The sequence below is a fragment of the Streptomyces sp. T028 genome, from assembly GCF_048159505.1.
In the GTDB taxonomy this organism is placed as follows: Bacteria; Actinomycetota; Actinomycetes; order Streptomycetales; family Streptomycetaceae; genus Streptomyces.
The window spans coordinates 101573-125816 of record NZ_JBLRVZ010000013.1; the positions used below are offsets into that span (position 1 = coordinate 101573).

Genomic DNA, 24244 nt, shown 5'->3' on the forward strand with positions numbered 1-24244 from the left:
CCCCATCTCTAAGTGGACGGATTCTATCCACTTGACGGTAGCTAGGCTGGACCCGAATGTCGAGGGATGGCCGGCCACCGAAGGAGGAACCGTGGGGACGCACCCGTCAGGAGCCACGCCGACGAGGCTGCGCGGCGACGCGCGCCAGAACCGCGACCAGATCCTCCAGGCCGCCCGTCAGCAGTTCAGCCGCTACGGGTTCGACGTGGCCATGCAGGATGTGGCCCGTGCCGCCAGGGTGGGCGTCGGGACGCTGTACCGGAGATTCCCGAGCCGGGAGGCGCTGGTGAGCGCGGTCGTGCTCGACAGCCTGGAGTTGGCGATGCACCGCATACGCGAGGCGCGCGCCACGGAAGCGGACGCGTGGAGTGTGCTGGAGCGGGTGATGGCCGAGGCCGCCGCGCTGCAGCTCGCGATCGACGCGACCCTGCACGGCGCCGGGTCCCGCGCCGAGCTGCAGTCACCCGAAGTCCTGGCCGGGCGCCGGCGTCTCCTGGACCTTTTCGAGGAGATCGTGGACGCGGCCCGGTCCGAGGGGGCGCTGCGTGCGGACGTGGGCGTGGGCGACGTGGCCATGGCGGTCGCGATGCTCGCCGGCGTACGCCCTTCAACCCTTCCGCAGGGCGCTCACCGCCGGCTGCTCGCCATGCTCATGGCCGGCCTGCGGGCCGACGGGACGTTGGTCGCACTGCCCGGAGAGCCGGTCACCCGCGACGACTACGAGACCCGGAGCCACTGAGCCCGGCGCCTCGTCCAAGCTGCACGTCAGACGGGCCGGGTGCTCGAAGGCGTCGAGCGGCTGGTGCCGCGGCAGGTCCGGGGCGATGGTCCATCGTCAGGATCATCGACAGCGGATGACTTCCCGGCCTGTCAGCACGAGCCGGGCTCGCACCAGCACCGTCGCCCCCTTCGGGTCGGTTCGGACCCTGCGGAGGTCGCGCCTCTTCTCGAGGTGGGCGAAGCCGTGCCCGACGGGTGCCCGGACGGCCGCCAGCGCCTTGTCGGACAGTTTCTGGCCGCAGGTCAGGAGCCGGTCGCAGGCCGTCTCGCAGCCACAGATGACCGCCGGGTCGGCGTCCGGAGTATCCGCACCATGGTGGGCGGCCATCGACCGGCCCGAGTAACCCACTTGTCATTCACCCCAGACCCGATACCTGCGACTTCTCGCTGCACACCGCTCAGCGAGCAAGCGGCGCGCAGCGAGAAAGGTTCTGACTGATCACGGATGCCATGCGGGACCCGGCCGAACTCCTGACGGTGCCGCACGTGCGTCATCCCTGCTCTGGGAACGTTCCGTTCGCAGACGGCCCCTGGTTCAAGGCGGTGATGGCGGTCCGCAGTTCAGCCAGCACTTCGGCGGCCAGGGCGGAGACATCCCGGTCGTCGGAGGCTTCGATCCAGCGGGTGTAGGTCGCGTGGGAGGCCAGCCCGATCAGGGCGAGGACCACGTCCGGGAACATGCCGTCCAGGCCCTTGTCCCGCAGGGCCGTCGCGATCGCCTCGTTCTGGGTCTGCCGCTTGATCAGGTCACGCTCGCGCAATTCGGGGTTGTGATCGACAACCGCCTGGCGGCGCCCGTACCAGGTGCGCTTGCTCGGGTCGAACACCTCGACGATCGCCTGCAGGACCGCGTCGACGAGGTTGAAGGCCGTGATCCCGGGCGCAACGGCGGTGACCGCGGCCGCGGCTCGGTCGGCCATCTCACCCGTGCCGACGAACAGCACCTCGCGTTTGTCGGTGAAGTGACGGAAGAACGTGCTCTTCGACGTCCCCGCCCGCTCGGCGATCTGCGCGGCGCGGTGGTGTTGTCGTAGCCGCGCTCGAACAGCTCCAAGGCAGCGTTCTACATGCGCTCGCGAGTGTCCGGCTGCCATCTGCCCATGGGCCCATCGCAAGTGGTGGGACCCGGGACCCACAACATGGCCGAACGGCGGTACGCGGCGAACGCTCCGGGCAGCAGGGTCTTCCGCCACGTGTCCGCCGGCCACGAGATCCGCTCCTACGACTTCGACAGCGGACCCTACGACGGCTCCGTGGTCATCACCCTCGCCCCCGGCCACACCGCCGGCTCGGTGATCGTCTTCGTAACCCTGCCCTCCGGCACACGGTACGCCTTCGTCGGCGATCTCACCTGGCAGCTCGACGGCATCCGCAACCGGGTCGAACGGCCTTGGCTCATGCGGAGGTTCGCCGACCACGATCCCACGTCCGTGCGGCAGCACCTGCTGCGGACGGTCGCCCTCGAGAATCTCATACAGATCGTCCCGGCTCATGACCTCGACGCGTACGGCGGGATCCCCGGGCCGGCTCCCGCCGAGCCACCTTGCTGAGGGCGTCCCGGTTGTGGGGGGTCGAGTAGGAACCACGCAGAGAGTGCACTTTGGTGTCACATGATTTGACACCCAGGTTGAGCTGCCTGTTCGCTGTGGCTCGTGGATGAGGTGAGTGACCCCCGGGTGGGGTTCCTGCGCTCCGATGTGGAGCGTTTCTGCCGGGAGTTGGACGGGCTGGCCCCGGCGTTGCGGATGCGACTGCTGGAGGAGCTGCGGAGCACGCTGGTGGGCGCGTTGGACGAGGCCCGGGTGGAGGCGATGGCGGCGGCCTCGGATGAGGGGTGGGGGCTGCGGCGGATCGGTACGTTCTGCGGGGTCTCGCACGAGCAGGTACGGCGGCTGCTCGCCGAGCGGCAGGCCGGGGGCGGCTCGCCGGTCAGCTGACGACCGTCTCCCGCGTCGCGCGGAGCGGGCGGAGCTTGCCGGCGGCGAGTTCGGGCGAGAGTCGGAAGTGATAGCGGCCGATCATGCGGATGTGGTCGTGGCCGAGTGGGGAGAGCCGGGCGAGGTCGGCGTCGGAGACGTGGTGGCCCTCGGCGCGGAGCTGGTTGACCACTTCCTGGATATGAACCGAGTTCCACAGAACACAGGCATTCAGGACGAGTCCCAGTGCCGACAGCTGATCCTCCTGCCCCTCCTTGTACTTCTGCCTCAGTTCGCCCTTCTGTCCGTAGAAGATGCGGCGGGCGAGTTCGTGGCGGGACTCCTGGCGGTTGAGCTGGGTGTTGATCTTCCGGCGGAAGAGTTCGCTGTGGTAGTAGCGGGCGAGGAAGGCGGAGCGGTCCAGGCGGCCGATCTGCATGACCGCGCGGCCGAGCGGGCTGGGGCGGCCCTGGCCTGCGAGGACGGGCAGGATCTGGGAGGCGCGGACGGTGCCCTCGCGCAGGGAGCCCGCGAGGCGCAGCAGGTCGTCCCAGTTGTCGGTGATGGTCTGCTGGCGGATGCGGCCGGTGGTGAGCGGGTTGAGGGGGCCGTAGCCGGCGCCTGGGTCGGCGCGGTAGAGCTGGGTGTGTCCGGCGTCCGCGAGGCGTGGGGAGAACTGGTAGCCGAGGAGCCGGAACAGGCCGAAGATCATTTCGGACGCGCCTGCGGTGTCGGTGGCGATCTCGGTGGGGTTCAGCGAGGTGGGCTGGTCGAGGATGCCGTCTAGCAGGTAGAGGCTGTCGCGGCGGGTGCCGGGGATGACGATGTGGTTGAAGCCGCTGTACTGGTCGGAGAGGTAGTTGTAGAGCGTGATGCCGCGGGCGGCGAAGTACTTCGGGTTCGGCCCGGAGTTGAGGACGCGCAGCGGGGTGGCGAAGCGCAGGCCGTCGGCGGAGGCGAGTTCGCCGCCGCCCCAGTGCCCGACGATCGGCAAGGTGGCCTGGTAGTCGACCAGGACCGCGTTGGCCAGGCGGAGGGTCTCGGCGCGCAGGTAGTTCTGCTCGACCCAGAACAGCTGATCGCGGGAACGGCCAGGCTCGTCCTCGGAGACCATCGCCTGTATCCCGATGTTGCACGCCTCGGCCACGAGCACCGCTGCCAGCGACACGACGAGGTGTTCGGCGCGGCTGCCAGCCTCGGAGACGTGGTGGAAGTGGTTCAGGAACCCGGTCCAGGCATGGACTTCGAGGAGGAGTTCAGGCAGGTCGACGGTGGGGATACGGGCGTCGACGGCCTCGCGCAGGTCTTTGAGGCTGGCCGGTTCGGTGAGCTTGTCCAGGCCGGTGAGCACGAGGTGGTCGCGCAGTCGTCGTCGAGTTCCCGGCACCAGCGGCCCAGATCGACGCCGGGCGTCGCGGACAGGCCGAGGCTGCGGCACACCCGGGGGCAGCGTTTTCCCAGGCGTCGTCCTGGAGCAGTGCTTTGCGGGGGTCGCCCCACTTGTCCAGGCCGGGGACGAACACGTCGTGACGCCGTAGGGCGCCGCGCAGGGCCTCGGCGGTACCGACGATCCAGGCGTGCTTGTCGACACCACCGGCCATCTCGCCCTCGGTGGGAACACCCTCGTCTGCCACGTGGGGCCGAGGTGGCCCACGGGGACGGAGGGGAACAGGTCACGCTGGTGGCTCTTGGCCAGGGTCCGCTCCAGTTTCGGCAGGAACGCCAACGCCTCCATCAGGGGGCCCGCCTCTTCAAGGCCCTCCAGACCGAGGTGTTTCGCCAGGCGCCGCAGCGGCTGGTTGATGGTGCGGTAGCGGGCGGTCAGCTCGGCGGCGATGGCCTCGGCCTGAGGCCGGGCCAGTTCACCGACAGTGCGGGCGGCCTGGTGCATGGCGGTGATGTCGAGCAGGTCGAAGCCGGACCGGGTGTCGCCCTCGGGATCGGCGGCTGCGTGGCTGAGGGTGATCCATGCCTCGCGCAGCATCAGGGCGGCGGAGTCCAGGTCGCCCATGGTGCGCATGCGCTGCTTGGCGGCCAGGTTCGCGGAGGTGCGGGCCAGGTCGGACAGCGGACATCAGCATGTCGAAGACCTCGATCGCCTCGTCCGCGGAGCGGGTGCGCATTGCCGCGGCGAACGCCACCAGGGTGGCCATCCGGCGCGGCTCGGCGAGGTCGGCGACCGCCTTGGCGCGCACCGAGGAGGCGTAGCGGGACAGCGCGTGCAGGCAGCTGGCGGGGATGGCGGACAGGTCCCAGGCGCTCGCTCCGAGTTTGTTGAGCTCGATGAACCGTTCGATGGCCTTGCCCGCGCCGGGGCCGGTGATGTCACGCGGGGAGCGGCGCAGCCGGTCCAGCTTGGAGGTACGGCGGCTGTCCTCGACCGGCAGCAGCGCGGCCAGGGCAGCCCGCTGCTCGGCGGTGGGCTTGGCGGCCAAGGGTGCGCCAGGTCTTGCGGTTGGTGTGTTCGCGGATGGAGGTGACCATGCGTTCGAGGACGGTGGCGCCGGGCAGCAGCACCTTGTTCTCGACCATGTGCAGGGTGGCGAGGTCGAACAGGGCGATGGGGCGTTCGTTGCCGGACCAGCAGCGGTCCCACAGCCAGCGGGCCAGCTTCCACCAGGCGTCGCTCTTGAGGTCGCTGTAGCCGTAGGCGTCCTTGATGGCGTTCTGGTGGTCCCAGCGGGTGCGCTCGGCGCCGTACCCGGTCAGCACCGATGGGACATGGCCGAGTTGGTCGGCGACGTATTCGACGACTTCGGCTGGCGCGTCCTCGGGGTTGGCCAGGAAAGTGCCCAGGAACCGCACGGTGCCCAGCTGGATTGCGTAGCCGAGCTGCGACCTCGCGCCCCGGCAGGCCATCGCCCGCCGCCGAGCCTCGCGGTCCAGGAGGAAGTAGCCGGCCAGCTGCCCGTCGTCCGGCACCTGCGTGAACGTGCCGTAGCTGCGGCGCTGTTCGTCGGTCAGGAACGCCACCCGTCCCGCCCCTCCCCATCGCTTCCCCTGGTGCTGTGACGGCGCTCACCTTAAGTCACATGATCAGCGGATGCGGTCGCGGGGCCTGTTGGTTCGGGCGGTCGGACGCGTTCCAGTGTCAGCCGGTGGCCCGGAGACGTTCGAGGAGTTCACCGGCGCCTGGCGAGGTTGGCGAGGGTGCTGGGCTCGGGGGCGCTCACACTGCCGGTCGGGACGACTCCGGGGGGCGGTGAGGTGGTTGCGGAAGAAGGTGCCGAAGACGTCGTGGGAGACGCGGGCGAGGAAGCGGGTGGGGCGACGGCGGTGATGCCGCTGGCGGCCGGGCTCATGGGCTGCCTCTGTGCGGATGAGGCGCAGTGTGCGGAGGGGATCAGCCCTTGACCGCCGAGCTGGCGACGCCTTGGACGAACCAGCGTTGGAAGAAGACGAAGACGATCAGTACGGGCAGGACGAGAAGGACGCCGAAGGCGAGGGTCTGGCCCCAGTCGGGGGGCTGCTGGCCCTGGAAGACGCTCATCTCCAGCGGCAGCGGTCGTACCGAGGGGTCGGAGACCATCAGGACCGGCCACAGGAAGGAGCCCCACTGGGTTAGGAAGGTCAGGATCGCGACGGAGGCGAAGGCCGGCTTCGACATGGGGACGATGATCGCGAAGAAGGTGCGCCAGGGGCCTGCGCCGTCGAGGCGGGCGGCTTCCTCGATGCTCGGCGGGATCGAGTGGAAGAAGGTGTGGAACTGGTAGACCGAGAAGGCGTTGGCGATGAAGGGGAGCGCCAGGATGAACAGGGTGTTGCGCTGGTCGTTGAACATGTAGAAGAGCGGGACGGCCACCGACTCGAACGGGATCAGCATCAGCAGCAGGACGAGGGTGAAGACGGCGCCCTGGCCGCGCCACTTCAGGCGTGACAGCCCGTACGCCGCCATCGAGTTGACGAACAGGCCACCGGTGACGACGACGAACGCCAGCAGCACCGAGATGCCCAGGAACTGCCAGAAGTAGCCGGTGCTGTCGGAGTTGAGGCTGTCCAGGACGGCGGTGTAGTTGTCGAAGGACAGGTGGGTGGGCAGGAAGCCGGACAGGCCGTTGAGTACTTCGTCCGACGGCTTGAGGCTGCCGATGAACAGGTAGATGGCGGGCAGCGCGAAGACGAAGGCCAGCACGCTGAGCACGGCGTAGTCGAGGAAGCGGCGCAGCGGGGTATGCGTCAGGCCGCTGGTGTTCGTGCTCATGGTCAGTCCTCGTGGTCGGGCCGGACGACGCGGCGCTGGATGAGGGTCAGGGCGACGACGATCAGGAAGAAGACGACGGTGATCGCGGATGCCTGGCCGATGTTGTTCTGGTCGAAGGCGGTGGTGACGGCCTGGTACATCACGGTGCGGGTGGCGTCCTCGTCTAGGCCGCCCCCGCGCACGAGGACGTAAACCTGGTCGAAGACGCGGAAGGAGAGCACCGAGGTGAGCATGGCGACGAAGACGAGCGTGCCGCGGATGCCGGGCAGGGTGACGTGCCGGAACTGCTGCCAGGGCGTGGCGCGGTCGAGCTGGGCTGCTTCGTAGAGCTCGCCGGGGATCTGCTGGAGTCCGGCGAGGAGGATGACCATCTGGAAGCCGACGCCCTGCCAGATGGACAGCACGATGATCGAGGCCATCGCGGTCAGTCCGTCGCCGAGCCAGTCGAAGGCGCCCCAGTGGCCGAAGGTTACCGCGTGCAGCGCGGAGTTGAGCATGCCCTGGTCGCTGCGGGCGAGGATGAGCCGCCAGATCACGGCGACCAGTGCCATGGGGAAGACGACCGGCATGAAGAAGAAGGAGCGGAACAGGCCGATCGCCTTGAGCTTGCGGTTGAGGAGGATCGCCAGGCCGAGGGCGAGAGCGGTCTGGACGGGTACGACGACCACGGCGAAGGTCAGGTTGTTGAGCAGGGCCCGCAGGAACGGGCCGGACAGGTCGGGGTCGGTGAACAGCCGCCGGTACTGCTCCAGGCCGAAGAACGTGGGCGCCAGCGGGGAGCCCAGGCGCACGTTGTAGAAGGAGAGGACGACGGCGTAGCAGAAGGGGATGCCGACGAAGGCGATGAGTCCGGCGACGGCGGGCGTGGACATGAGCAGTCCGTGCAGCCAGTCGCGGTTCTTGCGCCCTGGGTGTGCCGGACGCGCGGGCTTGGCGGAGGTCACAGGGGGGTCCTGTTCCCGGCGGGGCGGGCGCGGCGTGGGCCGCGCCCGNNCCCCGGCCGATCGGTCCTACGGGATCTTGTAGCCGGCGTTGTCGGAGAAGTCCTGGTCGATGGCGCGGGCGGCCTTGGCCAGGGCGTCCTTGGGGTCGGCGCCGCCGTAGATGGAGTTCAGGGCCTCACCGAACTTGGCGGTGATGGTGGGGTATCCGGCGGTCACCGGGCGCGTGACGGCGACGCAGCTCTTGTCGATCTGGCTGTCGCCGCAGGGCTTGGCGAGCTGGTCGGCGAAGAGCTGGAGCGGGCCGCCCTGCTTGTACAGCTCGCTGGCGGCGAGTGCTGTCGTGGTGGCGGGCGGGGCGCCGTTGGCCTTGGTCATCGCGGTGACGTTGGTGTCGTTGAGCAGGTAGTCGATGAAGGTGCCGGCGGCCTTGGCGTTCTTGGTGTCGGCGCCGATGCCCCAGGCCCAGGAGCCCTGGCCGGTTTTGGGGCCGTTGCCGAAGTCGGGCAGGGGCAGGACGACGAGGTCGTCACCGAGGGCCTTGCTGTAGGTGGGGTAGTTCCAGTGGCCGACCCAGCTGAGGGCGACGCGGTCCTTGGCGAAGGCGTTGCCGTCGGTGTTGGGGTCGACGTAGGTCTTCCAGGACTGGAAGGTCTTCAGGGCGGAGACCGCGGCCGGGGTGTCGAGGGCGCCTTCGGCCTTGCCGTCCTTGAGCAGGGAGCCGCCGGCCGACCAGACGATGGGGGCGAAGCCGTAGGTGCCCCACTCGCCGGCCAGACCGTACTGCTCGGAGATGTCGAGGGTCTTGCCGTCAGAGTCCTTGGCCTTCAGTGCCTTGAGCGCGGCCGTGAACTCGGCGGCCGTCCAGGCGTCGGCCACGCTGGTCGGGTACTTGACGCCGGCCGCGTCCAGCAGCTTCTTGTTGCCGTAGATGCCCAGGCCGGAGTCGTACATGCCCAGGCCGTAGTGCTTGCCGCCGATCTCGCCCTGCGCCTTGCTCGCGTCGGTGGCGTTGCCCATCGTCTTGACGGAGACGTAGTCGTCGATCGGGGCGAGCTTCTTGTTGTAGACGAAGTTCGCCATCGTCGGGCCGTCGAACTCCAGCACGTCCGGCAGCTTGGACGCCTCGGTCGCGGTGACCGTCTTGGTGTAGTCGTTGCCGGGCAGCAGCTTCAGTTCGACCTTGATCTTGCTCTGCGAGGAGTTGAAGGACTTCACCGCGGCCTGCAGCACGGCGTCCTCGCTCTTCTGGCCCTGGTGGGCCCAGACGCTGATGGTGCCCTTGCCGCTGCCGCCCTCGGCAGAGGCGTCACTGCCGCCGCTCCCGCCGCAGGCGGCCAGCGCCGCCAGGGGCAGGACGAGGGCGAGGGTGGTACATGCCGTGCGGCGAGGTCTGCTGTTTCCGGCGATCATGGCGGGTGCCTTCCGTATGCGGTGCGGGGTGAGGGTGGGTGGTGCGGTTGTGCTGGGGTGTGGGGTATCTGGGTGGGAGCCGGCCCTACGGCGATGTCGGCGCCGGCTCTGCGGCGTCGGCGCTGGGCTCCTTGATCACGAGCGGGTGCAGATCCCACGCGTCGACCGTGTAGCCGAGTCGTGTGCCCGGGGTGGTGCGGGCCTGAAGCCGCCAGGGGCCGTGACCTGTCGGGTAGAAGCGCAGTGTGAGGACCTGGCCGGTGGTGGTCAGGAAGATTTCGGCGATGGAGTGGTCGACGACCACGCGCACTTCGACGGGCTGACTGGTGGGGCAGGGCATCCGGTAGGAGCCGCCGCGGGCCCGGGCGTCCATGGAGGCGTGGTCGCGGTCGACGACTAGTTCGCCCGCGACCGCATCTAGGCGGATGTCGAGGTACTCGGCGCCGTCCGGGGTGGTGAGCAGCCGCAGACCGGCCGCCGTCTCCGCATCCAGACGGACTGTGAGGTCGAAGGCGCGGCCCACGCTGCCGAGGTCCACCGGCTGCGGGCCGTGCAGCTCGCCTGCGGCGTGGAGGGTGTGCTCGCCGCGCAGCGCGAGCAGTTCCGTTGCGGGCTGCTGACGCAGCGAGCCGTCGTCGCCGACAGAGATCTCGCGCGGAACGGTGAGTGTGCCGGTCCATCCTCCTGCGACGGCCCAGGCTTCTTCGCGGGCTTCCCCGGACCAGCCCCACAGCAGCCACCGGCCGGCCGGTGCGCGCAGCAGTGCGGGTGCGTAGCAGTCCGGACCATGGTCGACGAGAACCGGTGAGTCGGCGTCGAAGACGTCACCGTGTTCCTCGCCGACCAGGGCGACGACGCACCGGGGGCTGTCGTCGTCGTTCCACGCACTGAAGATCAGGGCCCCAGCTCCGGAGCCTGCCGGGAGGTACTGCGGACATTCCCAGCCCTCACCGGTGTGCAAGCCGGCATCGCCGACAGATTCCGGCTCGCGGGCGTCGAAAGGCCCCCGATAGGTCCAGGTCTCCAGGTCGGGCGAGTCGTAGAGCAGGGCCGCGCCGCGCCCGTCCGCGAGGGCGGCGCCGACCAGCATGCGCCAGCCGTCGCCGTGCCGCCAGACGTACGGGTCGCGGTACATGGTGCAGTCATCGGGCAGCTCGGGGATGAGCGGCTCTCCGCGCGGGCGCAGGGTCCGGCCGCCGTCGCGGGAGGTGGCGCAGGTGACCGGCTGGTGCTGCGGGCGCTCTTGGCGGTGGGCGGAGTAGAAGGCGACCATCCTCTCGCCGTCGGAGACGGCGTTGCCGGAGAAGCAGCCGTCGGCGTCGAGGCTCCCCGGGGTAGGGGACAGGGCGATCGGCAGCGGTTCCCAGCTGATCAGGTCGGGGCTGCGGAAGTGACCCCAGTGCATGTTCGCGTGGGTCGCTCCGTACGGGTTGTACTGGAAGAAGACGTGGTACTGGTCGTCGTGGAAGACGAGCCCGTTGGGGTCGTTGATCCAGTTGCTCGGCGGGCGCAGGTGCACGACGGGCCGGTACGGATCGAGGGGTGCGGTGGACACACACGTGCCTTTCGGTATGTCAGAGAGCGTGCCGCGGCCAGCCGGGGACCGGCCGCGATCTACGCGAAGGCGTCGGCTTCCACCAGCGGCGAGTGGATGGCGGCCGTGATGCCGCCGCGGCCATCCGGCCCGGAGGATCGATCCGCTGCCCGGTGAGCGGGGGCGGATGAACGGCCGGCCTGACAGGGCTTTATCTGGGCGGCGCCCCGCACGCGGGGCGGGCAGGGCACGGGGCGCCGCGGTCGAACCGGTGGACCAGGCAGGTCAGGGATGCCTGGCACACCGGCCGTTCGGGAACGCACCCGCGATCTGGGATGGGCGCGTTGCTGCGGTGGACCACTGCGGCCGGCTCGGCCGGGGTGGTGCGCCGTACACAGGGACACGGCGGCTCAGCCCCCTTTGCTCACACGTCCGGTGCGGGCGTGCTGTCACGGATGACCAGGGACGGCTCCAGCAGGACCCGCTCCGGCGGCGCGTCCCGGTCGGCCAGCCGCGCCAGGAGCAGGCTGACGCACTCCCGGCCGACCGCCTCCAGCGGCTGGGCGAGCGAGGTCAGGCCGGGCGAGAGGATGCCGGCGGTCGGCGAGTCGTCGAAGCCGACCACGGCGACGTCCCGGCCCGGTGTGGCCCCGCGCTCGCGCAGGGCGTAATAGCAGCCCAGCGCGAGGGTGTCGCTGGCCGCGACCACGGAGGTGGCGCCCGCGTCCAGCAGCGGTTTGACGGCGGCACGCGCATCATCCACGTCGTCGGCGCTCTCTGCCCTCCGCCCCCGTGTCGGCAGGCCGTGTCGGCGCATGGCCCGCTGCCAGCCCTCAGCACGGTCGTCACCGACACCGGAGCCGCGCTGCCAGCCCAGGAACGCGATCTTGCGGTGCCCGAGGGAGATCAGGTGCTCCACCGCCGCGTCGGTGCCGGCGGCGCCGTCCACGTCGATCCAGTCCCCGATCTGTCGTTTGGACCACATCCGGCCGAAGGCGACGAAGGGCACGTCCCGCTTGTCCAGCCAGGGCTGGCGCGGGTCGCCCCGCTCGTCTGTGTCACTGAGCACGAAGGCGTCGACGTCGTACTGGTCGAGGAGTTCCTCATAGCCCTTGAGGCTCGCGCCGCCGGGCGGTGAGGCGAACAGCAGGATGCGGTAGCCGGCCTCGTCGGCGGCCTCGGACAGGGCGTGCAGAAAACGGTCCATGACCGGGGCCGTGGTCCCAGGCGGGGAGGGCCTGACGCCGTAGCCGATCAGCTTGCTGGAGCGGGTGCGCAGTGTCTGGGCGGCGCGGCTGGGGCGGTAGCCCGTCTCGTCGATCGCACGCAGCACCCGCTCCAGAGTCTCGGGACGCAGCTTCTCCGGCGCATTGATCGCGTTGGACACCGTCGGCGCGGAGACACCGGCCCGGGCGGCAACCATGGCGATGGTCACCGGACCCTTGGCCGGGGAACTGCGGGGAGAGCGGGGCATGGCGATCTCCAGGATCGGTCGGGCTGGAACAAGCTGGGCGTGGATCCATTTAAGCGATTCAGAGCGGCTTGTCAGCCCTGCGAACTCGCGGTTAGGGTTCTTTTATCGATTTAATGAACGAGAGGTTGCGCCCCATTGGACGTCACTGTCAAGACCCATGACGGAAACATTTCCGCCACCGCCCTAGGGGCAGCGGTCCACGGCCTGCAGCCGTTCCTGCACGACGCCGTCGTCACGCTGCACGCGCCGAGCTTCGTCATCTCACCCGCGAACGGGCAGCTCACCGACGGTGCGGACGGCTTCTACCACGGCGACAGCAGGGCCCTGTCCCGGCTGGCCGTCGCCGCCTCGAACGCCGTGCTCGCACCGGTCGCGGGCGGGCTGCAAGGCGCCGACCGGGCGGACTTCCGGGCGGTCCTCCGGGGACTGGGCGAGATGACGGAGGACCCGGTGGTCGCCCTGCACCGGCGCCGTACCGTCACCTCCGGCCGCCTGGAGGAGACCTTCACGGTCAGCAACGCCGGCGCGCGGCCGGTCCGCCTCCGGCTCACGGTCCAGGCCGCCACCGACCTCGCGCCGATGGAGAAGGTCAAGGCTGGCCACCTCTTGGACCACATACCGCCCCAAGCCGTGGCGGACGGACTGCTCTGGTCACGCGACCGCTTCGCGGTGCGCCTGCACAGCACCCCGTCGCCGGACACGCTGGACGCTGCCGCCGGACAGCTGTCGTACGACATCGAACTGGCCCCCGGCCAGTCGCAGGCCGTGCTCCTGACCTGCACGGCCGCGCACGCCGACGGCGACCAGTTCCCGGCCCCGCCCACTGCGCAGGTGCCCTGGAGCGTGCCCGTTCTGCGCAGCGCCGACCGGCGCTTCGACCGCTGGCTGCAGCAGTCGGTCGCCGACCTGGACCGGCTGCGTCTGACCGATCCGCTCTCCGGCGACAACGCGGGAGCACGCGCCGATCAGTTCCTGGCTGCCGGCGCTCCCTGGTACCTGACCCTCTTCGGCCGCGACGCCATCTGGGCGGCCCGCATGCTGCTGCCCCTGGGCACCGACCTGGCCGCCGGCACCCTGCGCACCCTCGCCCGCCGCCAGGGCACCATCGTCGACCCGGCGACCGAAGAACAGCCGGGCAAGATCCCGCACGAAGCACGGCGCACCACCCAGCAGTTCAGCGACACGCTCGTCCTGCCGCCGCTCTACTACGGCACAGTGGACGCCACCCCCCTGTGGATCACCCTGCTGCACGACGCCTGGCGCTGGGGCCTGCCCGCAGGCGACGTAGAACAGCTCCTGCCCCACGCCGAGTCGGCACTGGCCTGGATGCGCGAGCAGTCAGCCGCGGACGGCGACGGCTTCCTCAAGTACGTCGACCAGACCGGCCGGGGCCTTGCCAACCAGGGCTGGAAGGACCACGACGACTCCATCCGCCACCGCGACGGCCGCCTCGCCGAGCCGCCGATCGCCCTGTGCGAGGTCCAGGCATACGCCTACGAGGCCGCAATAGGCGGAGCGGCACTGCTGCGGGCCTTCGACCGCCCGGGAGCCGAGGTATGGGAGGAATGGGCCGAACAGCTGGCCGACCGCTTCCGCGAGCGGTTCTGGGTGCAGGACGCACTCGGCCCCTACCCGGCCGTCGCCCTGGACCGTGACGGCCGCCCCGTCGACTCGGTGACCTCGGGCTTCGGCCACCTGCTCGGCACTGGCCTGCTCAACCACGAGGAGAGCGCGCTGCTGGCCGCCCGGCTCACCGACCCGGACCTCGACTCCGGCCACGGACTGCGCACCCTGAGCAGCGCCTCAGGGGGCTTCAACCCCTACGGCTACCACACCGGTTCGATCTGGCCCCACGACACAGCCATCGCCGTACACGGCCTCGTCCGGGCCGGCTTCCCCCAGGCGGCGGCATCGCTCGCCTCCGGCCTGCTAGACGCTTCCGCCCACTTCGACGCCCGCCTGCCCGAACTGTTCGCCGGCCACAGCGCCGAAGCCGGCGCACGCCCCGCGCCCTACCCCGCCTCCTGCCGACCGCAGGCATGGGCAGCAGCATCGTCGGTCCTCGTGCTCCAGGCCGCCCTGGGCCTCGACGCGGACGTCCCCGGCGGCACGGTGACGGTCGCCCCCACGTTCGCACACGAGTACGGCCCGCTGACAGTGACGGGGCTGCGGGTGGCCGCCGACCCGCTGGAGGTCACCGTCGCAGCGGACGGCGCAGCAAGCACGGTGGCGCCGGAAGGCATGACAGTGGTCATCGATCAGTCGTGACCAGCAACGCCCCTCTTTTCTCAAGGCGAGTTGGGGCGCCGAAGATCTCCGCACGATCATCGACACCTTCCTCGCCCAACTGCAAAGGCGTGGAAACACCAGCCACCCGGGTGCTGTTCAATCGCGATGTGCGTGCCACACCAGCTGCAAACGAGAGGTGTTGCGTGCGGCGACGTGCGGCGGGGTCGCGTTCGGCGACGTGTCGGGCGACCGAGTCGACGCCGGGGCGGGCGTATCGCTCCAGGGAACGGACCGAGGCGTGGCGGGAGCGGGCCAGCAACATAGGGGGGAGGTGCCGTCCTCAGCGTCGTGTGTCAGAGCACTGTGACGGAGCCGGTGGAGTGTCCAGCCGTCCAGGTCCTCAATGTCCTCGGGTGAGGCGAGCGGGTTGGCCAGCAGCGCCGGGTGTTCTCCTCGAAGATCTCCTCAGCCCGGCGGTAGGAGAGTCGGGCCCGGCCGGTCTCCGGGCACATGTCGAGCGTCGGTGTCCCGGCCGGGGCCTTGCGGTCGGTGAGGAACAGCGGCCCGCGGGTGCGGCGGGCGATCAGTCGGGGCAGGAGCTGGGCGGTGCTGGACTGCCCGTGAATCCATTCGATCGCCCCGCCCTTGGCAGTGATCTTCCCCCGCTTGTCCTGCGGGTAGAGGTCTTCCACGTTCAGGCACAGCACCTCATCTGCCCGCGCGGCGGACTCGTAGAGCATCTTCCAGAACGCCTTCTCCCGCCGGGCGACGTCCAGCCGCCACAGGGCGACGATCTGGTTCCCCGCCAGAGCCTTGGTGCGATCCGGCGGCGCCGGCCGCCGCTCGATGCCGATCGTCGGATCGACGACGATCCAGCCTTGGCGCTGCCACCAGCCGATCGCCTTGCGCGCGATGGACAGCTCCCGGTTTACGGTGTCGGCGTCCATCTCGTCCGCCCGCGCCGCCGCCAGTTCGGAGCACCTCCGGCAGTGCCGGGTCGTCGATCCCGGTGACGGGGAAGACGGGTGGCTTCGCGCCCCGGCGGGCGGGTCCGGTCGGAGCGGGCTCGCCGGCGAGCATCCACCCCCACGTCGTCAGCGAGATCCGGTAGATCCGTGCGGAGGACTTCGCGATGCCCACGCCGGTGAGGTACCAGAGCGCGCCCCCGTTCCCGAGTTCAGTCACCGGTTCGATCGTCACGTCCGTCCCGCCTTTCCGGCACTGCCGCAGTAAATGCGTACACCTCGCCGGCAGCGGCCGGAGAGTCCGCTGCAGGTCGCGACGATCACGGTAGGGGGTCTGTCGCAGTAAATCCGGCCTTTACTGCGGCAAGACGGGAGGCGGCCCGGCAGGCGTCAAATAATGTGACACCAAACTGCAGTCTCTGCACGGTTCCTACTCGACCCCCGTTGTCGACGACCGTGCCGAGGCGATGGTGGTGAACTCCTTGCGGGCAGAACGCGTCACCGCGAGCCGTCCTTCTGGACGCCGCGTATCAGGCGAGTTGGTTCGCGGGGCGGCTCGACGACGCCAGGCGGGCCTTGTGGACAGGGCCGTCGTCCCCTCGCACCAGCTGCATCACCGTGGTGCGCGATGAGCAGGACCGCCCGCCCGGACGCCTTCGCCGACACCGGAGCGACAGCCCGCGCATTCTCGGCCAGGCGCTTCAAAGCCCGCTCCGCGATTGCCATTTCATCCCGCTCGACCTGAACCTCCTGAAGCTGCTTGCCCAACTGCTCGGCGAGGGCGTCCAGTTCGCACCGACGAGCGGCCACCCCTGTCACTCCCGCCCCCCCCGGGCCCAGCCCGCGATCACACGGCACGCCGACCTGCCAACGGACCTGCTCGCGGGCCGGTCGTGGGCGCAGCCGAACCCGGTATCCGCCGGAGCCGGACCTGCCCGACGATCCACACCATGGTCATCGGCCGCCGACCGGCACGAATACCCGCCTCTCCCTTCACACCAGCCTCGTGACCAGCTCCTTCAGCTTGCACACCGCTCACTGAGACCGAGTGGCCGGACCGCCCGTCCCGGGTCGCGACGCCGCCGGGTGACGGAGCCCCTGGCCCCGGAAGCCGAGGGCCCGCTTCCCGCCTGCGCACCCTTGACGGGCCGTATCACCGTCACTAATCTCCGAATAAATTTCGCCAAGCGAAAACTGCATGAAACAGTGACGACATAGGGAGATCGACAGTGGCCATCACCGAGTCCGAGGTCGGGGCGAGACTGGATCGCCTGCCCATCTGGCCTCACCCGAAGTCCCTGCTGTTCATGCTGGGCGCCGGGTTCTTCTTCGCCTACTTCGAGGGTGTCAACATCGGCATCGCGCTCCCGGGCGCACTGGACCAGTTCAACGCCTCGCTCGGTGACGGCGCCCGGGTGATCAGCCTGGGTCTGTGGGGCACCCTGCTCGGCACGCTCAGCAGTGGCTACCTGTCCGACCGCAAGGGCCGTCGCGCCGCCCTGTTCTGCGGGGTCATGCTCTGCGGAGCCGGCTCACTGCTCAGCGCGTTCGCCCCGTCCCTGACGGTGTTCACCGGCGCGCGCTTCCTCGCCAACATGGGCTCCGCGGCGGCCGCGATCACCATCGGCTCCTACCTCAGCGAGCTCTCCCCCGCCGCCCGACGCGGCCGCCACGTGGCCACAGCCGTCATCCCCGGAATGGCCGGACTGGCCAGCGTGCCGTTCATCGGCCTCGCCGTGGTGCCCGCATTCGACGCCGGCTGGCGGATCATGCTGGTGATCCCGGCCCTGGCAGCCGTGATCTACCTGGCCGGATACCGCGTGATGCCGGAGTCGCCACGCTGGCTCGTCACTCATGGCCGTGCCGACGAGGCGGAGAAGATCGTCCGCAGGGCGGAGGACCACGTACGCAGCCGGATTCCGGGCGAACTGCCGCCGGTCGACACTCGACAGACCGCACGGCCCGTCGCCGCCCCGGACACCAAGGAGGGCGGCCAGACCCGGAAACTGTTCCAGGCCCCCAACCTGCGCTGGACGATCCTCTTCGCCCTGATCTGGTTCGGCTTCCAGGTTCCGGTGAAGTCCGTACTCGGACTCGGCGTCGAGCTGCTGACCCGACGCGGCTTCGACATCGCCCAGAGCATCGCGCTCTCCATCGGCCTGAGCGTGGGTGTCGTCATCGGCGCGCTGCTGGCGTTCGCCGTCACCGACATGTTCCCCCGCAAACACTCGCTGGCGGCCCTGACAGCGACCAGCGCGGTGCTGATCATCCTCATGGGGATCTTCCCGACCACCGCGTTGATCGTTGTGGCCTGGGTGGCCATGGGAATGGTGATCGGCTTCAGCACTCCCCTCCTGAACCTGATCACCGCCGAGCACTTCCCGACCAGAATCCGCAACCGCGGCGCCTCGGTGTCCTCCGCGCTCGGCGACCTCGGTGGGGTGGCTGGTCCCTACATCGCCGTGGCGGCGTTCAGCGCCGTCGGGTTCTCGGGAGCGTGGTTCGCCTTCGGCGGTTTCCTGCTCGTGCTGCTGATCCCGCTTGCGATGACCCGCAACACGAACGGGACGGCTCTCGAGAGCGTCACACCCGGACTGCCGACGGACGCGCCGGCCGGCAGCGAAGAAGAAACGGTTACCCGCACCCCTGTGTAGGTCTCCCCCATAGCCGATGAGCCGGACCGGCCCTCGACAGTGCCCGGACGGGTCGCGCGGGCGGACGTTTCTCACCAAGTACGGACCCTCTCCGTGCGGTTGCCCACGCCCGCGCGGAGATTGGTCTCGTCGGCCGGTAACCCCATCCGGCCGCACCGGTGACGGCTCCACGCCAGCGGAGACCAGGAGGGACAGGGACAAGCCCGGCCCGGCTCAGCGGCCGCGAGTCGCGTGCGCGCTCCCCTCCGTTCCGTTCTATACGACCGTGCGGTCACCGGGCGACGGAACATTGTCAACGCCCCGGAGCGGCCGAGGGCGGGCCGAATTCCCCGGACCAGGGGCACCACCCCGCCCGCACGGACCTGTGCCGGTCCCCTCAGCTGTCATACGGCCCTGATGTCATCCACGTACACGACGCCCTTGACGGCCCCGCTGGTGCCGTGTCCGAGGTACAGGTTGAACGCCGTCACCTTGGCGAGATGAGCCGCGTCGAGCAGGGCGTCGGCGTGTGCGGTATCCCAGGGGGCGGGCCTGAAGTCGCTGAAGAGTGCCTGGACCCGCTGCCCAGTGGTGCCGGACAGCGGAACCCCGTACTCGAAATAGGCGCCGTCCGCAACGATCTGGAGCGTCGCGCCGTTTCCGGATCCGTCGCCCTGGAGCCACAGTGCCATGGATGTGAAGGCGGACCAGTCGGCGTCGACGGACTTGCCGATGCCGGTGTACTCGGCGCTGGTGAAGTCGTAGGCGTAGGCCAGCCCGTAGGAGCCCGCGGCCCTGTGCTCGCTGGACAGGGTGGTGACGTTGGAGTTGACGTGGCTGTAGGCCTCGCTCAGGCTGACGTCGTCCCCGGCGTAGCCCTCGAAGTCGTCCACCCACCCGTTGGGCAGGGGTGCGACCTCGCCGAGGAGCACCACGGCCGAGTCGGTGAGCGTCCTGCCGTCCACCCGCGCGCTCACCGTGACGTCCGCTTTGCGGTTGTCCAGCCAGGCCGGGTCGACCGACCAGACGCCCGAGTAGAAGCCGTCGGCGTCGAGGCGCAGCGGTCTGGGGCGTCCGCCGTTCACGGCCCAGGTGACCCGGCTCGCCCGCGCGGGTGTGACCCGCACCCGCACGGTGGTCCTGGATGCCGTCACGCGCTGCCGGTCCGTGGGGATCACCAGGTGCAGGAACGGGTCGTTCCTGACGGCGGTGGCGTGTGTGGAGAACACCCCCCGCAGATCGTCGGCGAAGACGGTGTACGGGTCCTTGTAGTACGACACGAAGTCCGCCCACAGCGGATGGCCCGGGTAGGGCACATAGGCGCGGTTGGTGCCTCCGAAGTTGGCCCAGGTGAGCATGTACGTCGCCTGACGGGCCAGCGGGTCCGCCTTGACGGCGGCCAGCAACCGGGTGAACCACTTCACGTCGCGTCCCTCGGTGCCGCTCTCCCCGAACTCGCTGAGGGCCGGTGCCTTGCCCCGCTCGTTCGCCAGCCGAACCACCATGGCCAGGTCCTTCACCAGGCCGTTCAGCCAGGTGGCCGAGCCGGCCGAATCGTCGTAGGCGTCGTAGCCGAGGATGTCGACGAACCGGTCGCCGGGGTAGGTCCTGAGATAGCCGGTCGGGTCGCCTCCGAAACTCTGGTTGGGCGAGTAGGCGTAGAGCAGGTTGTGAACGCCTTTGGTGTCGCGCAGGTACTCGACGGTGTAGCGGTACAGCTCGATGTACTCCGCCGAGGTGGTGTGGCCCGCGCCCCACCAGAACCAGCCGCCGTTGTTCTCGTGGAAGGGACGGAAGATCACCGGGATCTCGGTGCCGTCGGATCGACGCGCGCCCTTGACCGCCTTGGCGATGCGGTCGAGGAAGGCGGTGAACTGCGCGTGCTGCGCGCCGCCGGGAAGGATCCGGCCGACCACTCGGCCCGCCGTGTCGTTGAAGTTCCCGCCAGTGACGAAGTTCGGCATGTGTGCGCTGAGCGTGTTGATGCCGCCGCGGGCATCGCCCTGCCTGATGACCCGGCTGAGCGCGGCGATGTTCTCGGTGTGGGTTCCGCCCTCGACGCCGGGACGCTCACCGCCGTCGAGGATGAGGGTGTCCCAGCCGAAGACCGCGGGATGGTCACCCACCGCCGCCTCGGTGTCGGACGCCCTGCCGTTCGGAGTGCCGAAGGTGAAACCGTAGGTGAGATCGTGCTGATGGCCGAAGAGGACGCCCTTGCCCTGTTGGCGCTTCAGAAAGGCGAACAGGGAACGGGTGGCGGGGTTCGCCCTGTCGTCGACGAGCCGGACACGCATCGGCACGCCGGCGGACGTGGAGGGCGACGGTGAGGCGACGGCCTTCGACATCTGCGAACCCGCTGCGACGGCGACCGAGGCGCCGAGGAGGACGAACGCGCGACGGTTCAGGCGTGGGTTGGGCATGGACGTCTCCTTTGACGTGGGTAGCCCTGCTCAGGGGAAATGACTCATTGCGGTGGAGTGGGTGAACGGCCCTCGCTGTCCCGGCCGACGTGCACCGGGCATCGGGGCGGCCGTGGGCTGCGCGGCAGCGTCGTGGAGATGGAGCCGGTCCCGTCGGCGTGTGCCGAGGCGGCTGCACGACCGCCACGGCACAGGGCGGGAGCGCGTTCACGTCACCGTGAACCGGTCAGGCGGGCACGGTCGCGCGTTCTCTCCTGGAGCTGCTTCCGGCACGGTCGGCGGTGTCGGCGGCAGACCCGTCGCCGCCGACCCTGCCCGCCCGTTCACTTCGTGGCGCCCCGTGCGAACCCGTTGTAGATGTAGCGCTGGAGGAAGAGAAAGACGACGAGCGTGGGCACGATGACGAGGATCGCACCGGCCGAGATGGCCTCCCAGTGGGCGCCGAAGGGGCCCTTGAAGCGGAACAGGGCCGTGGAGATGGTGCCCAGGTTCTCGGAGGGCATGTAGAGAAAGGGGATGTAGAAGTCGTTGTAGACGGTGATGCCCTTGATGATGACGACGGTGGCGATCGCCGGTTTGAGCAGCGGGAAGATGATCCGCCAGTAGACGGTGAGCGCGTTCGCGCCGTCGAGCCGGGCGGCCTCGTCGAGGGAGACGGGGATGGAGCGGATGAACTGCAGGAAGATGTAGATGGACACGATGTCGGTGCCCATGTACAGCAGGATCGGCGCCCACCGGGTGTCGAAGAGACCGAAGCTGTTGACCACCTGGAAGGTGGCCACCTGCGTGGTCACGCCCGGCACCAGGGTGGCGACCAGGAACAGGCCCACGACCAGTTTCCGGCCGCGGAAGGTGAACCGGTCGATGGCGTACGCCGTCATCGAGCCGATGATCACGGTGCCGGTGATGGAGAACAGCAGGATGAACGCGGTGTTCCCGAACGCCGTGAGCATGTGGCCGTCGCTGAACGCGGTGGCGTAGTTGGACCAGTTGAGCCAGTCATGGGGCAGACGGAAGGCGCCTCCCCCGTCCGTCACCTCCTTCGACGTCTTGAGTGAGGTGAGGAAGACGACGACCAGGGGCACCAGGACCACCAGCGACGCGGCGGCCAGGGACAGATAGATGAGGAACGAGCCGATGCCCCGGGGGCGCCGGCCGTCCACGGCGTTGGTGGTCATACGAGGTCTACCTTCTCGTCGGGCACGAGGCGGCGCTGGATCCAGGTGATCACGAGGATGATCAGGAGCAGGACGACCGCCGCGGCGGAGGCCAGGCCCGTCTTGTTGAACTGGAACGCGAGCTTCACCGTCTGGATGACGAAGGTGGTGGTGCCGGTGGCGCCGCCGGTCATGATGTAGGGGATCTCGAAGACCGAAAGGGACCCGGACACGGCGAGGATCACGCTGAGGCTGATCACGGGCTTGATGCTCGGCGCGATGAGGTACCGGAACTGGTGCCACCGCGTGGCGCCGTCGAGTTCGGCCGCCTCGTACAGTTCGCCGGGGATGGACTGGATCGCGCCCAGGAAGAGCACGAAGTTCAGTCCAGTGAAACGCCACACGGACACGCCTGCCAGGGAGACGTTCGCGGAGGTAGGTGTGGAGAGCCATGCGTGGTCGCTGCCCGCGCCGAACCACGACAGCACCGAGTCGAGGGTGCCGCCGTCCTGGAAGAAGTACAGGAAGACGAAGCCGATGGCGACGCCGTTGATGAGATACGGGAAGAACAGGATTCCCTTGAAGAGGTTGCGCAGGCGCAGGTCGAAGCTGAGGACGGTCGCGAAGTACAGGGCGATGACGATCTGTACGGCGGAGGCGGCCAGGTAGTAGAAGCTGACCAGGAACACCCGGAACAGTTCCGGCCGGGTGAACAGCTCGGTGTAGTTCCCGGCGCCGACGAGGTGGATCTCCGGGCTGACGCCGTCCCAGTCGGTGAAGCTGTAGTAGATCATGTTGGCCACGGGCACGTAGGTGAACGTGATCAGCAGGACCAGCGGGGCCAGCAGGAACAGCCAGGGGGTGGCCCTGCTCAGTGGGCCGCGTCCGCGCCGGGGACTCCTCGTCGCCGTCCGGCGGGCCCTGCCGCCGGACGCGCGGGCGACGGTGCTCTCCTCGCCCACGCGTGCGGTGGGCGTCTGTGTGGTGGGGGTCATGTCGGCCTTTCGGTCGTCCGCTGGATGCGGTCGGCGGGCTGGACCCGGAAACGGGGAGACTTTGGCCGGGCCCGCACGCCGCGCTCCGTCAGGAGCCCGCGGTCTTCTCCGCCTCGCTCCACTTCTTGTCGAGTTCGGCGAAGTAGCCCTTCAGGCTGCCGCTCTGGACGCCGCGGGCCATGTCGACCAGCTTCTGCCGGTAGTCGGGCTTGGCCAGGCCGATCTCGGCGGCGTTGTCGATGGCGTTGACCTGGGCGCTGTTGGCCTGGGACTGTTCGAGGAGAGTGACACCGTTGTCTTCGAAGGGCTTCAGGGTGTCCGGCAGGGCGCCCGACTTGAGCGTCGGGATCGAGCCCTCGTTCTGGGCGAAGCCGGACTTCTCGGTGAACCAGTCGACCCACGCCCGCGCGGCGGCCTTGTGCGTCGAGTGGATGCTCACCGCCTGCTGGTAGTCGGACGACGTGATGGCGCAGAACTTGCCGTTCTTCTGCGCCGGGAACGGCATGAACCCGATGTCGTCGGGATTCGTTCCGGCGGTCTCGGCCGCGTTCTGCATCTGGCTGATGGCCCAGGAGCCGAGCTGCATGGTGGCGATCTGCCCCCGGGCGATCATCCCCTTGGAGTTCTCCCAGTTGGTGGTGGTGGGGTCCTTCTCGACGAGCTCGTCGTGTACGACGTCGTAGAGCAGGGTGTCGATGACGTTGAGGTCGCTGCCCGCGGCCCAGGGGGCGGTGGAGGTCGCCAGCTTGTCGTTGGCCCGCGCGTCGCAGCTGACCGAGCCGATGCTCGCGGTGCCGGCCGTCAGCGGCCACATGTCCTTGAAGTTCGTGTAGTACGGCACCGCGCTCGTCTTGGCCTTGACGGCCTTGAGGTCGGTCAGGAACTCCTGCGGGCTGGTGGGCCAGACGGTGATGCCGGCCTTCTTCCAGACCGCCTTGTTGTAGACGAACCCGTTTGCGTTGCCCACGGTGGCGAGGCCGTACACCTTGCCACCGACGGTCGCGTTACCGGTGAAACGGTACTTCTGGCTCAGTTCGGCGGTCGTGCCCAGCGAGGCGAAGAACGAGGGGTAGTCCTTCTTGGCGATCGCGTTCGGGATCATCAGCACGTCACCGTAGTTCTTGGTGTTCATGCGGATCTTGACCTCGCCCTCGTAGTCGGTGACGCCCTCGAACTTCACCGTCACCTTGGGATAGGCCTTGTTGAAGGCGGCCGCGTACTTTTTCATCGTGCCGTTCTGGACGAGGTCCGTGCGGTGCGTCAGAACCGTGATGGTGCCGGACACACTTTCCGGGTCCTTCGCGGCGGCGGCGGACTCCCCCTTCGTCGCCGCCGCCCCCGTGCATCCCGTCGCCGTGAGCGCCGTGACGGCGATCAGTGCGGCGACGGCGAGCTTCTTCCTCCCCATATGCGCAGCTCCTTCCAGATTTGCGGCTCAGGCCCGCCTTTGGGCTGTCGGCACTATGGCACCGCAGGATTGAACCGGTAAAGCTGTCGGTTCGACCGCGATATCAAATCGTTACCTTGCGCTTCACGGAGTAGCCATCTCACCAGGAGAAAGAGGAGGAACCAACCGAACAGCACCA

General features: G+C 69.1%; 20 protein-coding genes. 6 read left to right on the forward strand and 14 right to left on the reverse strand.

Annotated features, from left to right (window positions below; genetic code table 11):
• Positions 1-91: 91 nt before the first annotated feature.
• Entirely contained in the window at positions 92-739 is a 648-nt protein-coding gene (locus tag ACLZN2_RS14785; RefSeq protein WP_416978902.1) for a TetR/AcrR family transcriptional regulator, read from the forward strand.
• Positions 740-841: 102 nt separating this feature from the next.
• On the opposite strand, the gene ACLZN2_RS14790 is transcribed toward ACLZN2_RS14785, so the two are convergent.
• Both ACLZN2_RS14790 and ACLZN2_RS14795 read right to left on the reverse strand, forming a co-directional pair.
• Entirely contained in the window at positions 842-1108 is a 267-nt protein-coding gene (locus ACLZN2_RS14790) for a hypothetical protein (RefSeq protein ID WP_416978903.1), read from the reverse strand.
• 163 nt (positions 1109-1271) lie between these two features.
• Positions 1272-1874, reverse strand: a complete 603-nt coding sequence (locus ACLZN2_RS14795; RefSeq protein WP_416978904.1) for a TetR/AcrR family transcriptional regulator — start codon at positions 1872-1874, stop codon at positions 1272-1274.
• Positions 1875-1919: 45 nt separating this feature from the next.
• On the opposite strand from ACLZN2_RS14795, the gene ACLZN2_RS14800 reads away from it, so the two are divergent.
• The gene (locus tag ACLZN2_RS14800; RefSeq protein WP_416978905.1) at positions 1920-2330 is read left to right on the forward strand and encodes a hypothetical protein; all 411 of its coding nucleotides are present in this window, start codon (positions 1920-1922) and stop codon (positions 2328-2330) included.
• Positions 2331-2432: 102 nt separating this feature from the next.
• Positions 2433-2717, forward strand: a complete 285-nt coding sequence (locus tag ACLZN2_RS14805; protein WP_416978906.1) for a hypothetical protein — start codon at positions 2433-2435, stop codon at positions 2715-2717.
• Here the strand turns inward: ACLZN2_RS14805 and ACLZN2_RS14810 are convergent.
• Positions 2710-4716: a Tn3 family transposase gene (locus ACLZN2_RS14810; protein WP_416978907.1), complete on the reverse strand. Its 2007-nt coding sequence runs from the start codon at positions 4714-4716 to the stop codon at positions 2710-2712. The genes ACLZN2_RS14805 and ACLZN2_RS14810 overlap by 8 nt on opposite strands.
• A 59-nt stretch (positions 4717-4775) precedes the next feature.
• On the opposite strand from ACLZN2_RS14810, the gene ACLZN2_RS14815 reads away from it, so the two are divergent.
• Positions 4776-4904: a hypothetical protein gene (locus ACLZN2_RS14815; protein WP_416978908.1), complete on the forward strand. Its 129-nt coding sequence runs from the start codon at positions 4776-4778 to the stop codon at positions 4902-4904.
• Positions 4905-5021: 117 nt separating this feature from the next.
• Here the strand turns inward: ACLZN2_RS14815 and ACLZN2_RS14820 are convergent, their stop codons facing one another.
• The 6 genes from ACLZN2_RS14820 to ACLZN2_RS14845 all read right to left on the reverse strand — a co-directional run bounded on the left by ACLZN2_RS14820 (position 5022) and on the right by ACLZN2_RS14845 (position 12259).
• Entirely contained in the window at positions 5022-5669 is a 648-nt protein-coding gene (locus tag ACLZN2_RS14820; RefSeq protein WP_416978909.1) for a DUF4158 domain-containing protein, read from the reverse strand.
• A gap of 370 nt (positions 5670-6039) precedes the next feature.
• Positions 6040-6897 (reverse strand): carbohydrate ABC transporter permease, encoded by an 858-nt coding sequence (locus tag ACLZN2_RS14825; RefSeq protein ID WP_416978910.1) that lies wholly within the window; start codon positions 6895-6897, stop codon positions 6040-6042.
• A 2-nt stretch (positions 6898-6899) separates the two neighbouring features.
• On the reverse strand, positions 6900-7841 hold the full coding sequence (locus ACLZN2_RS14830; protein ID WP_416978911.1) for a carbohydrate ABC transporter permease: 942 nt from the start codon (positions 7839-7841) through the stop codon (positions 6900-6902).
• A 66-nt stretch (positions 7842-7907) separates the two neighbouring features.
• Complete coding sequence (locus tag ACLZN2_RS14835) at positions 7908-9251, reverse strand: ABC transporter substrate-binding protein (protein ID WP_416978912.1); 1344 nt, start codon at positions 9249-9251, stop codon at positions 7908-7910.
• A gap of 85 nt (positions 9252-9336) precedes the next feature.
• Positions 9337-10806 carry a glycoside hydrolase family 32 protein gene (locus ACLZN2_RS14840; RefSeq protein WP_416978913.1) on the reverse strand — a complete coding sequence of 490 codons (1470 nt, stop codon included), beginning with the start codon at positions 10804-10806 and terminating at the stop codon, positions 9337-9339.
• Positions 10807-11209: 403 nt separating this feature from the next.
• A complete protein-coding gene (locus ACLZN2_RS14845; protein WP_416978914.1) occupies positions 11210-12259 on the reverse strand; it encodes a LacI family DNA-binding transcriptional regulator in 1050 nt (349 codons plus the stop codon).
• A 135-nt stretch (positions 12260-12394) separates the two neighbouring features.
• Here ACLZN2_RS14845 and ACLZN2_RS14850 point away from each other — a divergent pair, with 135 nt between their 5' ends.
• Complete coding sequence (locus ACLZN2_RS14850) at positions 12395-14527, forward strand: glycogen debranching N-terminal domain-containing protein (protein WP_416978915.1); 2133 nt, start codon at positions 12395-12397, stop codon at positions 14525-14527.
• Positions 14528-14841: 314 nt separating this feature from the next.
• Here the strand turns inward: ACLZN2_RS14850 and ACLZN2_RS14855 are convergent, their stop codons facing one another.
• Positions 14842-15435 carry a hypothetical protein gene (locus tag ACLZN2_RS14855; protein ID WP_416978916.1) on the reverse strand — a complete coding sequence of 198 codons (594 nt, stop codon included), beginning with the start codon at positions 15433-15435 and terminating at the stop codon, positions 14842-14844.
• Between the two features lie 1247 nt (positions 15436-16682).
• Here ACLZN2_RS14855 and ACLZN2_RS14860 point away from each other — a divergent pair.
• A complete protein-coding gene (locus tag ACLZN2_RS14860; protein ID WP_416978917.1) occupies positions 16683-18107 on the forward strand; it encodes an MFS transporter in 1425 nt (474 codons plus the stop codon).
• A gap of 383 nt (positions 18108-18490) precedes the next feature.
• Here the strand turns inward: ACLZN2_RS14860 and ACLZN2_RS14865 are convergent, their stop codons facing one another.
• The 4 genes from ACLZN2_RS14865 to ACLZN2_RS14880 form a co-directional block, all read right to left on the reverse strand.
• Positions 18491-20506 carry a glycosyl hydrolase gene (locus ACLZN2_RS14865; RefSeq protein WP_416978918.1) on the reverse strand — a complete coding sequence of 672 codons (2016 nt, stop codon included), beginning with the start codon at positions 20504-20506 and terminating at the stop codon, positions 18491-18493.
• A gap of 323 nt (positions 20507-20829) precedes the next feature.
• Positions 20830-21684, reverse strand: coding sequence for a carbohydrate ABC transporter permease (locus ACLZN2_RS14870; protein ID WP_416978919.1), 855 nt, complete (start codon positions 21682-21684; stop codon positions 20830-20832).
• Positions 21681-22658, reverse strand: a complete 978-nt coding sequence (locus ACLZN2_RS14875) for a carbohydrate ABC transporter permease (RefSeq protein ID WP_416978920.1) — start codon at positions 22656-22658, stop codon at positions 21681-21683. Before ACLZN2_RS14875 ends, ACLZN2_RS14870 begins: the two co-directional genes overlap by 4 nt.
• A gap of 88 nt (positions 22659-22746) precedes the next feature.
• Positions 22747-24066 carry an ABC transporter substrate-binding protein gene (locus ACLZN2_RS14880; protein WP_416978921.1) on the reverse strand — a complete coding sequence of 440 codons (1320 nt, stop codon included), beginning with the start codon at positions 24064-24066 and terminating at the stop codon, positions 22747-22749.
• Positions 24067-24244 lie beyond the last annotated feature (178 nt).

Coding starts and splice junctions, on each gene's coding strand:
- ACLZN2_RS14790 (WP_416978903.1), bottom strand. CDS start 1,108: ATGGCCGCCCACCATGGTGCGGATACTCCGGACGCCGACCCGGCGGTC.
- ACLZN2_RS14795 (WP_416978904.1), bottom strand. CDS start 1,874: ATGGCAGCCGGACACTCGCGAGCGCATGTAGAACGCTGCCTTGGAGCT.
- ACLZN2_RS14800 (WP_416978905.1), top strand. CDS start 1,920: ATGGCCGAACGGCGGTACGCGGCGAACGCTCCGGGCAGCAGGGTCTTC.
- ACLZN2_RS14810 (WP_416978907.1), bottom strand. CDS start 4,716: ATGCGCACCATGGGCGACCTGGACTCCGCCGCCCTGATGCTGCGCGAG.
- ACLZN2_RS14815 (WP_416978908.1), top strand. CDS start 4,776: ATGTCGAAGACCTCGATCGCCTCGTCCGCGGAGCGGGTGCGCATTGCC.
- ACLZN2_RS14825 (WP_416978910.1), bottom strand. CDS start 6,897: ATGAGCACGAACACCAGCGGCCTGACGCATACCCCGCTGCGCCGCTTC.
- ACLZN2_RS14835 (WP_416978912.1), bottom strand. CDS start 9,251: ATGATCGCCGGAAACAGCAGACCTCGCCGCACGGCATGTACCACCCTC.
- ACLZN2_RS14845 (WP_416978914.1), bottom strand. CDS start 12,259: ATGCCCCGCTCTCCCCGCAGTTCCCCGGCCAAGGGTCCGGTGACCATC.
- ACLZN2_RS14855 (WP_416978916.1), bottom strand. CDS start 15,435: ATGGACGCCGACACCGTAAACCGGGAGCTGTCCATCGCGCGCAAGGCG.
- ACLZN2_RS14865 (WP_416978918.1), bottom strand. CDS start 20,506: ATGCCCAACCCACGCCTGAACCGTCGCGCGTTCGTCCTCCTCGGCGCC.
- ACLZN2_RS14870 (WP_416978919.1), bottom strand. CDS start 21,684: ATGACCACCAACGCCGTGGACGGCCGGCGCCCCCGGGGCATCGGCTCG.
- ACLZN2_RS14875 (WP_416978920.1), bottom strand. CDS start 22,658: ATGACCCCCACCACACAGACGCCCACCGCACGCGTGGGCGAGGAGAGC.
- ACLZN2_RS14880 (WP_416978921.1), bottom strand. CDS start 24,066: ATGGGGAGGAAGAAGCTCGCCGTCGCCGCACTGATCGCCGTCACGGCG.